The following is a 13,801-nucleotide window of genomic DNA, read 5'->3' on the forward strand; positions in this document are numbered from 1 at the left end:
TAGGATCAGCACCGCGCGACGAATGCTGCGGCGAAACGCCGCCGCTGGTCGTGCTGCTGCGTGGCGGCGACAAAACAACGATAAGAACGATTTGTTTGAGGGGAGGGAAGACCATGAAGAGCTTCTGGCTGGCGAGCGCCGCAGCGCTGCTGTTTTCGAGCACCGCCTTTGCCGGCGACACCATCAAGATCGGCTTCGTCTCGACGTTCAGCGGTCCGACCGCCGTGATCGGCAACGACATGCGCAACTCGTTCGAGCTCGCGCTCGACCATCTCGGCCGCAAGATCGACGGCAAGCCGGTCGAGGTGATCTACGAGGACGACCAGCAGAAGCCTGACGTCGGCAAGCAGAAGACCGAGAAGCTGGTGCAGTCCGACAAGGTCGATTTCATCGTCGGCTACATCTGGTCGAACGTGCTGCTGGCCTCGCTCAAGACCGCGGTGGATTCCCAGACCTTTCTGATCTCGGCCAATGCCGGCCCGTCGCAGCTCGCCGGCGAATTGTGCTCTCCCTACGTGTTCTCGACATCCTGGCAGAACGACCAGACGCCCGCAGCGATGGGCCTCTACATGAACCAGAAGGGCGTCAAGTCGGTGTTCCTGATCGGGCCGAACTATGCGGCCGGCAAGGACATGCTGGCCGGCGTCAAGAGCACCTTCAGGGGCCAGGTCGTCGGCGAGGAATACACGGTGTGGCCGAGCCAGCTCGACTTCTCCGCCGAGCTCTCCAAGGCGCGCGCCTCGGGCGCCGAATCCATCTTCGTGTTCTATCCCGGCGCGGCCGGCGTGCAATTCCTCAATCAATATTCGCAGGCCGGCCTCAAGGAGAAGATGCCGCTCTACACCGCCTTCACCGTCGACGAATTGTCGCTGCCGCTGCAGAAGGACAATGCGATCGGCGTGCCCGGCGCCCAGGAATGGGTCAACGACCTGCCCAACGAGCAGAACAAGAAGTTCGTCGCCGACTACCGCAAGAAATACACCGGCCTGCGTCCGACCTATTACGGCGCCCAGGCCTACGATGCGGCCCAGCTGATCAACAGCGCCGTGGTTGCGGTCAAGGGCGACACGTCCAAGAAGGACGCGATGAAGGCCGAGATGGAGAAGGCCAACTTCAAGTCGCTGCGCGGCTCCTTCAAGTTCGGCAACAATCACATCCCGATCCAGAACTTCTACCTGCAGGACGTGGTCAAGGACACCGAGGGCCAGCTCTCGCTGAAGACGGTCGCCACCATCGTCGAGAACGACCAGGACCGCTTCCACGACAAGTGCCCGATGAAGTGAGCGAAAAGAATTCCGAGCCAGAGGACGAAACAGGCCTGGAATTTGCTTGAAGCTTAAAACATCTCCGGCCTAAGATCGGGACGGACATGGCGGCAGCGCCTGGAACGGGTTCTGCCGCCGTCTTTTTGAGCGTGAAGTGAGGGGCATGCTTCTCGTCGTCGAACAATTCCTGAACGGGCTGCAGTTTGGACTGCTGCTGTTCCTGCTGGCCGCCGGCCTGACGCTGGTGTTCGGCATCATGGACTTCGTGAACCTGGCCCACGGCTCGCTCTACATGATGGGCGCCTATTTCGCGGCGACCTTCGTGGCCTGGACCGGCAACTTCGTGCTCGGCGCCGTCATGGCACTGGGAGCCACGCTTCTGCTCGGTATCGTGCTCGAATTCACGGCACTGCGCCATCTCTATGGGCGCGATCACCTTGATCACGTGCTCGCGACGTTCGGCCTGATCCTGTTCTTCAACGAGGCCGTCCGGCTGATCTGGGGCCCGGCGGGACTGGCGCTGCCGCTGCCGTCCTGGCTCGCCTTCCCGGTCACGATCCTGCCCGGCATCCAATATCCCGCCTATCGGCTCGCGATCATCGTCGTGGCGCTGCTGGTGGCGCTGCTGCTCTATCTCGGCGTGATGCGGACGCGGATCGGCATGCTGATCCGGGCCGGCGCCTCCAACCGCGAGATGATCGGTGCGCTCGGCATCAACATCAAGCTGCTCTATACGCTGGTGTTCGGCCTCGGCGCCGCGCTCGCCGGCCTGGCCGGGCTGATGCAGGCGCCGATCCTCACGGTGCAGATCGGCATGGGCGAGAACATCCTGATCCTCGCCTTCGTCGTCATCGTGATCGGCGGCATTGGTTCGATCCGCGGCGCCTTTATCGCGGCGATCATGATCGGCCTGATCGATACCATGGGCCGCGCCTTCCTGCCCAATCTGCTGCGCCAGGTGCTGAACTCGGCAGCAGCTTCCACTGCGGCGCCGGCGATGTCGTCGATGCTGATCTACCTCCTGATGGCGATCGTGCTGGTGGCGCGGCCTGAAGGTCTGTTTCCGGCCAACCGCAGATGAAATCCTCGCTCAACGTTTCGACCATCGTGGCCATCATCGTCGTGGCCGGCCTGGTGCTGCTGCCGGTCTATTCGAACCTCTCCGGCAACATCTTCATCCTCACGCTGTTCACCCGCATCGTGATCCTGGCGCTGGCGGCCGTCAGCCTCAACCTGATCATGGGCTACGGCGGCATGATGAGCTTCGGCCATGCCGCCTATCTCGGCATCGGCGGCTACGCCGTCGGCATCCTGGCGCAGGAGGGCATCGGCTCCGGCTATGCCCAGTTCGCGGTCGCCATCGCGATTTCGGCGCTCTATGCGCTGGTCATAGGCGCGCTCTCCTTGCGTACCCGCGGCGTCTATTTCATCATGATCACGCTGGCCTTTGCGCAAATGGCCTACTACGTCGCGTCCGGCCTCGCCCGTTACGGCGGGGATGACGGGCTCACCGTCTACAAGCGCAGCGATTTCGGCGGCCTGATCAATCTCGGCAACCGCGTGCAGTTCTATTATCTCTGCCTGTTCTGCCTGCTTGCCGTCGTGGTCCTGATCTGGCGGATCGTCAATTCGCGCTTCGGCCTCGTGCTGCAGGGCCTGCGCTCCAACGAGCAGCGCATGCAGGCGATCGGCTTCCCGTCGAAGCGCTACAAGCTGGCGTGCTTCGTCATCGCCGGCATGCTCTGTGGCCTGTCCGGCGCGCTGCTTGCCAACAACACCGATTTCGTCAGCCCTGCCGTGATGTACTGGACCCGCTCCGGCGACCTCATGGTGATGGTCATCCTCGGCGGCATGGGCACCCTGATGGGGCCGGTCGTCGGCTCGGTCGTGTTCCTGGTGCTGGAAGAGGTGCTGTCGCAGATCACCGAATATTGGGCGCTGATCATGGGGCCGCTGCTGCTCCTGATCGTGCTGTTCGGCCGCGGCGGCATCATGGGCATGCTCGGGAGGTTGAACCGTGGCTGAACCTCTGCTTCGCGTCGACAATCTCGTGCGCCGGTTCGGCGGCATCGTCGCGACTGATCACGTCTGTCTCGACGTTGCCAAGGGCGAGATCCACGCCATCATCGGGCCGAACGGCGCCGGCAAGACCACGCTGATCAGCCAGCTCACCGGCCACCTGGCGCCGCATGCGGGGCGCATTTTCCTAGGGGGCCGCGACATCTCGCATTTCCCCGCCTATAAGCGCAGCGCGCTGGGGCTGGCGCGTTCGTTCCAGATCACCTCGCTGCTGACCGACTTCACCGCGGCCGACAATGTCGCGCTTGCGGCGCAAGCCCATGACGGCAGGCACTCGTTCCGTTTCTTCGCCGCCGCGCGCAAGGACAAGCCGCTGCGTGCCGCCGCGCAGGCCGCGCTGGAGCGCGTCGGTCTCGGCCATCGCGCCGACGTGCTGGTGTCGAAGCTCAGCCATGGCGAGCAGCGCGAGCTGGAGCTCGCCGTCGCGCTCGCGACCAAGCCGCAGCTCCTGCTGCTCGACGAGCCGATGGCCGGCCTGGGGGTGACCGAGTCGCAGCGCATGGTGAAGCTGCTGAACGAGCTGCGCAAGGAAGTGTCGATCGTGCTGGTCGAGCATGACATGGAGGCGGTGTTCGCGCTCGCCGACCGCATCTCGGTCCTCGTCTATGGCCGCATCATCGCCTCGGGCAGACCGGACGAGATCCGGCAGAACGAGGAGGTCAAGCGCGCCTATCTCGGCGATCAGCATGTGGTGGTCGGCCATGGTTGATCTGGGGACAAGCGCCATGCTGCTCGAGGTCGACGGCATCGAGACCTGTTACGGCCTGAGCCAGGTCTTGTTCGGCCTGTCGTTGGCGATCCGCCCCGGCGAGATGGTCTCGCTGATGGGCCGCAACGGCATGGGCAAGACCACCACGATCCGCTCGATCATGGGTCTGACCCAGGCGCGCGCCGGCCTGATCCGCTTCAGCGGTCAGGAGACACGAAAGCTGCCGTCCTACAGGATCGCTCAGCTCGGCATCGGCCTCGTGCCGGAGGGACGGCAGATCTTTCCGAATCTGACCGTCACCGAGAATCTCGTGGCGGCCTCGGCCAACCGGCTCGGCGCGTCCGATCCCTGGACGCTCGACAAGATCCACGCCTTGTTTCCGCGGCTCGCCGAACGCGGCAGCAACATGGGCAACCAGCTCTCCGGCGGCGAGCAGCAGATGCTGGCGATCGGCCGGGCGCTGATGACCAACCCGAAACTCCTCATTCTCGACGAGGCGACCGAGGGTCTGGCGCCGTTGATCCGAGAGGAGATCTGGAACTGCCTGTCGCTGCTGAAATCGCGCGGGCAGTCGATCCTGGTGATCGACAAGAATGTCGAGCATCTGACCCGCATCTGCGATCGCCACTACATCATCGAGCGTGGCCGCACCGTGTGGCATGGCACGTCGGAGCAACTGATGGCCGAGCCGGAGCTGCAGCACCGCTATCTGGGTATTTGAGGGCGGCGCGCTGCCGGCTATTCCGACGTGGAAGCGGATTGACTCAAATCAAGATCGCGTCGGGCGTCGGGCGTAGATTTTGCTAGCTGCCCCGACATGCGCTGATTTTTCGCATTGAGGCGCGGCTTGGACGGGACTATTTTTCCAGGGTAGTAGTTTGTTTTTCCTTTTATCAGAGGTTGAACAAATGCGTGCACCTCGTATCCGAATCGAATCACCGCAGAAAGCCGTGGCCGGCCTGCGCGGCTTCTGGTCTGTTCATTCCGACCTTGAGACGGGGCTGTGTCTCGCCTTCATGCTGATCGTCGGAGTCATCGTGAAAATGACACCGCCACTCTAGACCTCAGCGACGGAACGGGATGTACTTCTGGTACTCCTTCGGCACCCGGCTGCGATAGCGCGACGGCACCGTGCCGCTGCGCAGGGAGTCCTCGACTTCCTTGCGCGTGCTGGTCCTCGTCCGCTTCTTCTTCGGCGCGGCCGCCTCGCTGGCCGGCTTGGCGTCGCTAGGTTTCTCGGCCGAGGCGGCTGGTGCCGGAGTGGCTGTCGGGATGGGGCTCGCGGCGGGAGCAGGTTGCGCCGGCGTATCGGGAGCGGGCGCGCTCTGCGCGAAGGCTGCCTCGGCGGCGAGGCTGAGAGCCAGAATGGTTGCTAATGTGATCCCGGAAGACCTGATCATATCAACGAGACTCCAAGCCACTGCGACTGACGGGCCTGCCTGATGATGTCGCCCCCCGTGCACCGGACGGTTCATGCTGTCGTTGCATGGCCCGGCGTGTGACGCGCCACCTCGCCCAAGAAGAATTCTGAGTGCCGAATTTTTGAGCACAGCGTGCCGCCGGTTCCGTTGAATCGCAAGCATTTTTCCCTGGCACGCGGATTGCTCCCCTCGTTGCTCAGAGTTGGCAGCTAGGGTTCCGGTTCTCCATCGAGAATGCTGGTCCGAGAGCAGCCGCCAGGGGAGAGCCCTGGTGCACGGCGGGATAAAAACCCGGGAGACCTCAGTGGCCGCGCTTGGCAGGCACGAGGTTCTTCATGCCAGTCCGCGGTCAGAAAACCGATGAGGGACTGGACATGGGAAAAGCGCGAAATCTGTTTGTTGCACTGCTCGCGGCATCGACGCTGGCGACCGCATCGCTGTCATCAGCGTCAGCTGAGAAGAAGAAGGAATTCAACATCGCCTGGACGATCTATGTCGGCTGGATGCCGTGGCCCTATGCGGCCGAGTCCGGCATCGTCAAGAAGTGGGCGGACAAATACGGCATCTCGATCAAGATCACGCAGATCAACGACTACGTCGAGTCGATCAACCAGTACACCGCCGGCAAGTTCGACGGCGTCACCGTCACCAACATGGATGCGCTGACCATCCCCGCTGCCGGCGGCGTCGACACGTCGGCCATCATCATGGGCGACTACTCCAACGGCAATGACGGTGTCGTGCTGAAGAAGGGCAAGACCATGGCCGACATCAAGGGCCAGAAGGTCAACCTCGTCGAGCTCTCGGTGTCGCACTATCTGCTGGCGCGCGGCCTCGAGACCGCGAAACTGTCCGAGAAGAACATCAAGACCGTCAACACCTCCGACGCCGACATCGTCGCCGCCGCGAAGTCGCCGGACACGACGGCCGTGGTCACCTGGAATCCGCAACTGCTGGAGGTGAAGGCCGAGCCGGGGGCAACGCTGGTGTTCGATTCCAGCAAGATCCCCGGCGAGATCGAGGATCTCCTGGTCGTCAACAGCGCGACGCTCAAGGACAATCCGGAGCTCGGCAAGGCGCTGGTCGGCATCTGGTACGAGACCATCGCGCTGATGAAGGACCAGAGCGAGAAGGGCAAGGCCGCGCGCGAGGCGATGGCCAAGCTGTCGGGCACCGATCTCGCCGGCTTCGAGACCCAGCTCAAGACGACGTTCATGTACTACGAGCCGAAGGACGCGCTCGCCTTCGTGACCGGACCGGAATTGCCCAAGATCATGGATCTCGTGCGCACCTTCTGCTTCGATCACAACCTGCTTGGCGAGAACGTGAAGTCGAAGGACGCGGTCGGCATCTCCACGCCGACGAAGGCGCTGGGCGCGGCCAGCAATGTCAAGCTGCGCTTCGATCCGACCTTCATGAAGATGGCGGCCGAAGGGAAGCTCTGATCCGCTTCCTGGACCGCCGCCGGTGCCACCCCTCATCCTGAAGAGCTTGCGCGAGCGCAAGCGTCTCGAAGGATGAGGCCCACATCGGGGCCTCATGGTTCGAGACGGCGCTGACGCGCCCCTCACCATGAGGATTGAGGGAGCCTGTTGATGCCGCGTGCCATGAACGTCGTTCCGAACCGGGGCAGCCGGCTGTTGCTGGCCCTGTTGCCGTTCCTGCTGATCGCGCTGATCTACGTGGTCGGATCGGCGCAGCGGCGCGCGGACAATCCCGACGACAAGCTGCTGCCGCCGGTCTCCGAGATGGTCGCGACCTCCAAGCGGCTCGCGACCGAGCCGGATCGCCGCTCCGGCGACTACGTGCTGTGGTCCGACACGTCGGCGAGCCTGCAGCGCCTCGCGCTCGGCCTCGGCATTTCCGCTGCCATCGGCCTCGTGCTCGGCCTCGCCATCGGATTGCTGCCGGTGGCCGGCGCCGGCTTCGGCACGCTGATTGCGGTGCTGTCGATGATCCCGCCGATGGCGGTGCTGCCGGTTCTGTTCATCGTGTTCGGCCTCGGTGAGCTGTCCAAGGTGGTGCTGATCATCATCGGCGTCACGCCGACCCTGGTGCGCGACCTCTCGCTCGAGGTGCAGAACATGCCGCGCGAGCAGCTGATCAAGGCGCAGACCCTGGGCGCCTCGACCTGGCAGGTCGCGATCCGCGTTGTGCTGCCGCAGATCATGCCACGCCTGATCCAGGGGCTGCGGCTGATGATCGGGCCCGCCTTCCTGTTCCTGATCTCGGCCGAGGCGATCGCCTCCGATGTCGGGCTCGGCTACCGCATCTTCCTGGTCCGGCGCTATCTCTCGATGGATGTGATCCTGCCCTACGTCGTCTGGATCACGTTGCTTGCCTACATCCTCGACTACGCGCTGGTCTGGTTCGGACGGCACGCCTTTCCGTGGGCATATGCGCGAGGGAGCCGCTGATGAGCACGCTCTCCTTCCGCAACGTCTGGGTCGAATACGGCAACCAGGTCGTGCTCGAGCGCATCAATCTCGAGATCACCTCCGGCACGTTCCTGTCGATCGTCGGCCCGTCCGGCGCAGGCAAGAGCACCTTCCTGCGCCTGGTCCTCGGCCAGGAGAGGCCGAGCCAGGGCGCGGTGCTGCTCGACGGCCGGCCGTTTCCGGCCGAGCCCGGACCGGACCGCGGCATCGTGTTCCAGCGCTACTCGGTGTTCCCGCATTTGACCGTGCTCGGCAACGTGCTGCTCGGCTACGAGCTTGCCGGCAGCCCGTTCACGGCGCGGCTGTTCGGATCGGCGCGCAAGGCGGCGATGGAGAAGAGCCTCGCGCTGATCGAGGCCGTCGGCCTGGCCGAGCATCGCGACAAATATCCAAGCGCGTTGTCCGGCGGCATGCAGCAGCGCCTGGCTATCGCGCAGGCCCTGGCGAAGCAGCCGCGCGTGCTGCTGCTCGATGAGCCCTTCGGCGCGCTCGATCCCGGCACCCGCGCCCAGATGCATGCGCTGATCAAGCCGCTGTGGCGCCAGCACAACATGACCATCGTGATGGTCACCCACGACATCAAGGAGGCGTTCGGGCTCGCAACGCGGCTGATCGCGCTCGACCGTCCGCGCAAGGATCCGCAGGCGCCGGAGCGGTTCGGCGCGCGCATCACCTACGATCTCGATCTCACCCGCGACAGCGCCGTGCCCGTGCTCGGATTCATCCGCGCCAGCCTGCAGGCGACGCAATAGTCAGTTCAAGAAACGTCGAAAGAAACGAAGGAGAGTCTCCCATGTCATTCCCATTCATGCGCCGGTCGCGCCGCGCCGGATTGCACTCGCAGCGCCGGTGCATGCGCCGTCACCATCCGGACTTCGACAAGATGGCCACGCAAGGCTGGCAGGCGCTGGAGGCCGAGGGCAAGCTGCCGACCAACGGCTGGCGCAAGGAGCGACAATGGGCGCTCGACATGGGCCTGCCCGGCGCCGACACGCTGACGGACCGCGACATCCCGACCTTCGCCCGCGGCGAGCTGCCGCATTTCGCCGGCATCAACACCTTCATGAAGGCGCCGTATGTCGAGAACGTCCGCGACGTCGGCAAATACGACGCTGCGGTGATCGGCATCCCCTTCGATTCCGGCACCACCTATCGGCCCGGCACCCGCTTCGGGCCGCAGGGCATCCGCCGCATCTCCGCGCTCTACACGCCCTACAACTACGAGCTGGGCGTCGACCTGCGCGAGCAGATGACCTTGTGCGATGCCGGCGACGTCTTCACGATTCCCGCCAATCTGGAAAAGAGCTTTGACCAGATCAGCCGCGGCGTCGCGCATGTGTTCTCGTCCGGCGCGCTGCCGATCATGCTCGGCGGCGATCACTCGATCGGCTTTCCCTGCGTGCGCGGCATCGCGCAGTGCACCGACAAGAGGATCGGCATCATCCATTTCGACCGCCACATCGACATCCAGGAGAAGGATCTCGACGAGCGCATGCACACCACGCCATGGTATTGGGCGACCAACCTGCCGAACGTGTCGCCGACCAATCTGGTGCAGCTCGGCATCGGCGGCTGGCAGGTGCCGCGCGAGGGCGTCGAGGTCGCGCGCAAGCGCAACACCAACGTGCTGACGATCGCCGATATCGAGAAGATCGGGCTGGAGAAGACCGCCGAGATCGCGCTCGAGCTGGCCTGGAAGGATGCCGACGCGGTCTACATCTCGTTCGACGTCGACTCCATCGATTGCGGCTTCGTGCCCGGCACCGGCTGGCCGGAGCCCGGCGGCTTCCTGCCGCGCGAGGCGCTCAAGCTGCTCGGCCTCGTCGCCGCCGAGGGCCTGTGCGGCCTCGAAGTGGTCGAGGTCTCGCCGCCCTACGACACCTCCGACATTACCGCGCTGATCGGCGTCCGTGTCGTCGTCGAGGCGCTCGGCTCGATGGTCGCCCACGGCAAGCTTGGCAGCCACAAGCATATCATCAACAAGCCGGTCAGCTACTGAGGTCCGCGATGCGTCATCATCACCACCATCACGACCATCATCACGACCACGACCATCCGACGCATGGCCCCGGCCACAACCATCCGCACGGCCACCGTTCGCCGGTGCAATGGCAGACGCCGCATCAGCCTGAGGGCGCCAAGCCCGCGCCGGTCGCCGAGCCCGATCTCGACAAGGTCGAAGCTGCCTTCGTCGACGGCTTCATCGCCGCGCCCGATCCGACCAGCTTCCTACGGCTGGCCCGCATCCCGTTCGAGATCCTGCGCGACGGCACGAGCCTGAAGCTGCTGCGCGTCGAGATCGACGCGCTGACCGATGTCGGCAGCCTCACCCCGCATCTCGGCGGCAGCACCTTCCGCTACGATCCGCTGCCGTCGAACTTCATCTCGCGCCGCCGCCGCCTCCGCTTCATCTATTTCGACGGCGCCGGCCTGACGTCGCTGACCTATGCGGAGCTGCGGGAGATGGAATGAGCTTAGGGCAGCGGCGTTCGCTTGAGCGCCGCTGCGACGGCCTCGAAACGGTCGACGACCTCCGGCAGCACATAGGATCGCACGATGGACGCGGCCGCGATGCCGATCAGCAGCACGATGACATATTGAGCGGCGAGCAGGAGGGCGACGCGCCGCAGCCAGGATGATCGCGGCTGAAGCTCGGCAGCGCGAGCGGGGCTCTGCGGCGCATCGGCAGTTGCAAGCAGCAGGTGCTCTTGTTCTCGCGAGGCCTCGGACATGCGCTCAGTATCCCGACAGCATCTGTTCGAGTCGGGATTTGAGCCGCTTGTTGGTGCGCTCGCGCTCGCGCAACCTGCGCGCCCATTCCAGCGAGATGACCTCGCTATCCTGGTCGAAGGCAAGGCCGGCGCCGGCACCGTCGCGCCAGATCATGCGTGCCTGACGTGACCATCCGCGCCGTTCGATCGTGACGTCGACCCGGTCGGGCAGCAGCACCGTCCCGTCCAGCTCGATCTTGACGCCGCGGTTGTTGAAATTGCGGACGATGCAGGCGAGCGTCGAGCTGCCAGCGTTGAATGTCAGAACGCCGCCATAATAGACGCGTTGGCGAGCCTCGCTGCGACGATTGTCCATGGTGCGTCCTCCAGTCACTTAACGATCTATTAAGCAATCGGAGGGTGTGTGGCCACCATCGGCGGTATGAAAATGACGGCGGTGGTTAACGCGGATGCCGCGACGTGCCGGCATTGACGTTGCGCGAGTTCACCCCCGCGCGAACATGCGCGCCTCATTGGCGATGACCGGCTTCACCGCTTCGCCCAGCCGCGCGGCAGCCGCATCGACTGATAGACCTGCGGTATCCACAACGGCGTTGGCCCTCGCGTACAGGGGCTCGCGGCTCGCCAGGATGTTGCGCAGCTCGGCCATCGCCGAGCGGTCGTCGGCCATCGGGCGGAGGTCGCCCTGCTTACGCACGCGCCCCATGTGCTCCTCCGGCTCGGCCTTGAGCCAGATGGTGTAGAACGAGGTCAGGATCAGGTCGAAGGTGACCGGCTCGGAGACGATGCCGCCGCCGGTCGCCAGCACCATCGGCTCCTTGCGCGCGAGCAGTTGCACCAGGGCGGCCTGCTCCATGCGGCGAAAGCCTTCCTGGCCGTAGAGCGCGATGATCTCGGCTACCGAAAGCCCGTTCTGCCGCTCGATCTCCTTGTTCAGCTCGACGAAGCTCCAGCCGATCCGCTCCGCCAGCATCTTGCCGAGCGTCGACTTGCCGGCACCGCGCAGGCCGATCAGCGCAATGCCTGAGAACGAACGCCGCAGCGGCGCCGATGCGCCCCCGGCAAGCAGCTCCTTGACCTCGGCGATCTGGCTCGGGCTCGCCTTCTTCAGGAGATCGCGAATGACCGGCCAGTCCGGCGATGGCTCGCCGCCGGGGATGATGTCGTCGAGCGGCGCGTTGATCGCGTTGGCGATGCGGCGCAGCAGCACGATCGAGACATTGCCCTTGCCGCTCTCGAGCTGGGCGATGTAGCGCTCGGAAATCCCGGAGACCTCGGCCAACACCTTGCGCGACATGCCGGCGAGGCCGCGCATCCGCCGCACCCGCTGGCCCAGCTGGTCGAGGAAATCGGTCTCGGCCGCGGACTGGCCGTCGTCGCGCGGGGCATCGCTGTGTGGCGTCATATCCCTGAGGTACTCTTTTGAGTAGGAAACATAATGCCGGGGAGGATTGACAGCAAGCGATGTTGGTGGCCTTGTATGAATTATAATTCAAAAATCCGGGGAGAATGCCGTGAAGTCGTACAATGCGGTATCGTGGCTGCTTGACCGCAATGTCGAGGCGGGGCGCGGCGACAAGCTCGCCTACACGGACACGGTCTCGGAGCTGACCTATCGCGGTCTGCAACAGCAGACCTGCCGCGTCGCCAACATGCTGCGCCGCCTTGGCGTCCGCCGCGAGGAGCGCGTGGCGATGATCATGCTCGATACGGTGGATTTCCCCGCGGTGTTTCTTGGCGCCATGCGCGCGGGCGTCGTCCCGGTGCCGCTCAACACGCTGCTGACCTCTGAACAATACGCGTATGTGCTCGCCGACTGCCGCGCCCGCGTGCTGTTCGTGTCCGAGGCGCTGTATCCGGTGGTGAAGGACATTGTCGGCCGGATGCCGGATCTCGATTGCGTCGTCGTGTCCGGCGCCAATGCCTTCGGCCACAAGCTGCTCACCGAGGAGCTCGCGCGCGAGAGCGATCAGTTCGACACGGTCGCGACCCACGAGGATGAGCCTGCGTTCTGGCTGTATTCATCCGGTTCGACCGGCATGCCCAAAGGCGTGCGCCATCTGCACGGCAATCTCGCCGCAACGGCCGAGACCTATGCCAGCCAAGTGCTCGGCATCCGCGAGAGCGATGTCTGTCTGTCAGCCGCAAAGCTGTTCTTCGCCTATGGCCTCGGCAATGCGCTGACCTTCCCGCTGTCGGTCGGCGCAACTACGATCCTCAACTCCGAGCGCCCGACGCCGGCGCTGATGTTCAAGCTCCTCAACCGCTACAATCCGACCATCTTCTACGGCGTGCCGACCTTGTTCGCCGCGATGCTGCACGATGAGTCGCTGCGCCATGAGAAGGCCGGCAGCGCTCTGCGCATCTGCACCTCGGCCGGCGAGGCGCTGCCGGAATCGGTCGGCAATGCCTGGAAGGCGCGGTTCGGCGTCGACATTCTCGATGGTGTCGGCTCGACCGAGCTGCTGCACATCTTCCTGTCCAACGTGCCCGGGGACATCAAATACGGCTCATCGGGGCGCCCCGTGCCGGGCTATCAGGTTCGTCTTGTCAACGAGGCAGGCCAGGACGTGCCGGACGGCGAGGTCGGCGAGATGCTGGTGCATGCACCGTCCGCCGGCGAGGGCTACTGGAATCAGCGCCACAAGACCCGCTCGACGTTCGAGGGCTATTGGACGCGCACCGGCGACAAATATGTCCGCGACGCCGACGGGCGCTACACCTTCTGCGGCCGCTCCGACGACATGTTCAAGGTCTCTGGCATCTGGGTGTCGCCGTTCGAGGTCGAGAGCGCGCTGATCACGCATCCCGCGGTGCTCGAGGCTGCCGTGGTGCCGGAAGCCGATCCGGAGGGGCTGTTGAAGCCGAAGGCCTATGTCGTGCTGCGCCCGAGCGTCGATCGCTCGACCCTGCACGAGGCACTGAAGGAACACGTCAAGCAGAAGATCGGCCCGTGGAAATATCCGCGCTGGATCGAGGTGGTGGACAGCCTGCCGAAAACCGCGACCGGCAAGATCCAGCGCTTCAAGCTGCGTGAGGGAGCGGGTCAGTAGTTGGCCCCCACTCTCGGAGTGGTCCTACTCTTGGTTGTCGTCATGGCCGGGCTTGACCTGGCCATCCATTCCGCCTCGACAAGAAAGACGTGGATGCCCGGGTC

15 protein-coding genes and 1 riboswitch are annotated in these 13,801 nt (G+C 64.5%); of the genes, 11 read left to right on the forward strand and 4 right to left on the reverse strand.

The features are described 5' to 3' along the window. The first annotated feature begins 113 nt into the window (after nt 1–113). The 5 genes from QX073_RS27750 (at nt 114) to QX073_RS27770 (ending at nt 4,774) form a co-directional block, all read left to right on the forward strand. Nucleotides 114–1,283 carry an ABC transporter substrate-binding protein gene (locus tag QX073_RS27750; protein WP_315751197.1) on the forward strand — a complete coding sequence of 390 codons (1,170 nt, stop codon included), beginning with the start codon at nt 114–116 and terminating at the stop codon, nt 1,281–1,283. A 145-nt stretch (nt 1,284–1,428) separates the two neighbouring features. Next, entirely contained in the window at nt 1,429–2,346 is a 918-nt protein-coding gene (locus QX073_RS27755) for a branched-chain amino acid ABC transporter permease (protein ID WP_315751198.1), read from the forward strand. Continuing rightward, nucleotides 2,343–3,290, forward strand: coding sequence for a branched-chain amino acid ABC transporter permease (locus tag QX073_RS27760; protein WP_315751199.1), 948 nt, complete (start codon nt 2,343–2,345; stop codon nt 3,288–3,290). The genes QX073_RS27755 and QX073_RS27760 overlap by 4 nt, the downstream gene beginning before the upstream one ends. Further along, nucleotides 3,283–4,053, forward strand: a complete 771-nt coding sequence (locus QX073_RS27765; RefSeq protein WP_315751200.1) for an ABC transporter ATP-binding protein — start codon at nt 3,283–3,285, stop codon at nt 4,051–4,053. The genes QX073_RS27760 and QX073_RS27765 overlap by 8 nt, the downstream gene beginning before the upstream one ends. A 16-nt stretch (nt 4,054–4,069) precedes the next feature. Then, nucleotides 4,070–4,774: an ABC transporter ATP-binding protein gene (locus QX073_RS27770; RefSeq protein WP_315751202.1), complete on the forward strand. Its 705-nt coding sequence runs from the start codon at nt 4,070–4,072 to the stop codon at nt 4,772–4,774. A gap of 343 nt (nt 4,775–5,117) precedes the next feature. Here the strand turns inward: QX073_RS27770 and QX073_RS27775 are convergent, their stop codons facing one another. Then, nucleotides 5,118–5,453, reverse strand: a complete 336-nt coding sequence (locus tag QX073_RS27775) for a hypothetical protein (RefSeq protein WP_315751204.1) — start codon at nt 5,451–5,453, stop codon at nt 5,118–5,120. 219 nt (nt 5,454–5,672) lie between these two features. Next, nucleotides 5,673–5,774, forward strand: a riboswitch (guanidine-I (ykkC/yxkD leader). Between the two features lie 74 nt (nt 5,775–5,848). On the opposite strand from QX073_RS27775, the gene QX073_RS27780 reads away from it, so the two are divergent. From QX073_RS27780 to QX073_RS27800, 5 genes are all read left to right on the forward strand, one after another. After that, nucleotides 5,849–6,919, forward strand: a complete 1,071-nt coding sequence (locus QX073_RS27780; RefSeq protein WP_315717125.1) for a putative urea ABC transporter substrate-binding protein — start codon at nt 5,849–5,851, stop codon at nt 6,917–6,919. Nucleotides 6,920–7,069: 150 nt separating this feature from the next. Further along, a complete protein-coding gene (locus QX073_RS27785; RefSeq protein WP_315717126.1) occupies nt 7,070–7,891 on the forward strand; it encodes an ABC transporter permease in 822 nt (273 codons plus the stop codon). Continuing rightward, on the forward strand, nt 7,891–8,664 hold the full coding sequence (locus tag QX073_RS27790) for an ABC transporter ATP-binding protein (protein ID WP_315827952.1): 774 nt from the start codon (nt 7,891–7,893) through the stop codon (nt 8,662–8,664). Before QX073_RS27785 ends, QX073_RS27790 begins: the two co-directional genes overlap by 1 nt. Nucleotides 8,665–8,705: 41 nt before the next feature. Next, entirely contained in the window at nt 8,706–9,911 is a 1,206-nt protein-coding gene (locus QX073_RS27795; protein ID WP_316165610.1) for an agmatinase family protein, read from the forward strand. 104 nt (nt 9,912–10,015) lie between these two features. Continuing rightward, nucleotides 10,016–10,384, forward strand: a complete 369-nt coding sequence (locus tag QX073_RS27800) for a hypothetical protein (protein ID WP_316200628.1) — start codon at nt 10,016–10,018, stop codon at nt 10,382–10,384. Between the two features lie 2 nt (nt 10,385–10,386). On the opposite strand, the gene QX073_RS27805 is transcribed toward QX073_RS27800, so the two are convergent. From QX073_RS27805 to QX073_RS27815, 3 genes are all read right to left on the reverse strand, one after another. Then, a complete protein-coding gene (locus tag QX073_RS27805) occupies nt 10,387–10,644 on the reverse strand; it encodes a hypothetical protein (protein WP_316200611.1) in 258 nt (85 codons plus the stop codon). A gap of 4 nt (nt 10,645–10,648) precedes the next feature. Continuing rightward, nucleotides 10,649–10,999, reverse strand: coding sequence for a PilZ domain-containing protein (locus QX073_RS27810; protein WP_315751212.1), 351 nt, complete (start codon nt 10,997–10,999; stop codon nt 10,649–10,651). 129 nt (nt 11,000–11,128) lie between these two features. After that, a complete protein-coding gene (locus QX073_RS27815) occupies nt 11,129–12,049 on the reverse strand; it encodes a helix-turn-helix transcriptional regulator (protein ID WP_315751213.1) in 921 nt (306 codons plus the stop codon). A 109-nt stretch (nt 12,050–12,158) separates the two neighbouring features. Between QX073_RS27815 and QX073_RS27820 the strand changes: the two genes are divergently transcribed. Then, nucleotides 12,159–13,697 (forward strand): benzoate-CoA ligase family protein, encoded by a 1,539-nt coding sequence (locus QX073_RS27820; protein ID WP_315751214.1) that lies wholly within the window; start codon nt 12,159–12,161, stop codon nt 13,695–13,697. The last annotated feature ends 104 nt before the right edge of the window (nt 13,698–13,801 follow it).

The sequence above is a fragment of the Bradyrhizobium sp. SZCCHNS3052 genome, from assembly GCF_032484495.1.
In the GTDB taxonomy this organism is placed as follows: Bacteria; Pseudomonadota; Alphaproteobacteria; order Rhizobiales; family Xanthobacteraceae; genus Bradyrhizobium.

Bases quoted from the DNA above. Each gene is read 5' to 3' on its own strand.
- QX073_RS27750 (WP_315751197.1), top strand. From the start codon at position 114: ATGAAGAGCTTCTGGCTGGCGAGCGCCGCAGCGCTGCTGTTTTCGAGC.
- QX073_RS27755 (WP_315751198.1), top strand. From the start codon at position 1,429: ATGCTTCTCGTCGTCGAACAATTCCTGAACGGGCTGCAGTTTGGACTG.
- QX073_RS27760 (WP_315751199.1), top strand. From the start codon at position 2,343: ATGAAATCCTCGCTCAACGTTTCGACCATCGTGGCCATCATCGTCGTG.
- QX073_RS27770 (WP_315751202.1), top strand. From the start codon at position 4,070: ATGCTGCTCGAGGTCGACGGCATCGAGACCTGTTACGGCCTGAGCCAG.
- QX073_RS27775 (WP_315751204.1), bottom strand. From the start codon at position 5,453: ATGATCAGGTCTTCCGGGATCACATTAGCAACCATTCTGGCTCTCAGC.
- QX073_RS27780 (WP_315717125.1), top strand. From the start codon at position 5,849: ATGGGAAAAGCGCGAAATCTGTTTGTTGCACTGCTCGCGGCATCGACG.
- QX073_RS27785 (WP_315717126.1), top strand. From the start codon at position 7,070: ATGCCGCGTGCCATGAACGTCGTTCCGAACCGGGGCAGCCGGCTGTTG.
- QX073_RS27790 (WP_315827952.1), top strand. From the start codon at position 7,891: ATGAGCACGCTCTCCTTCCGCAACGTCTGGGTCGAATACGGCAACCAG.
- QX073_RS27795 (WP_316165610.1), top strand. From the start codon at position 8,706: ATGTCATTCCCATTCATGCGCCGGTCGCGCCGCGCCGGATTGCACTCG.
- QX073_RS27805 (WP_316200611.1), bottom strand. From the start codon at position 10,644: ATGTCCGAGGCCTCGCGAGAACAAGAGCACCTGCTGCTTGCAACTGCC.
- QX073_RS27810 (WP_315751212.1), bottom strand. From the start codon at position 10,999: ATGGACAATCGTCGCAGCGAGGCTCGCCAACGCGTCTATTATGGCGGC.
- QX073_RS27815 (WP_315751213.1), bottom strand. From the start codon at position 12,049: ATGACGCCACACAGCGATGCCCCGCGCGACGACGGCCAGTCCGCGGCC.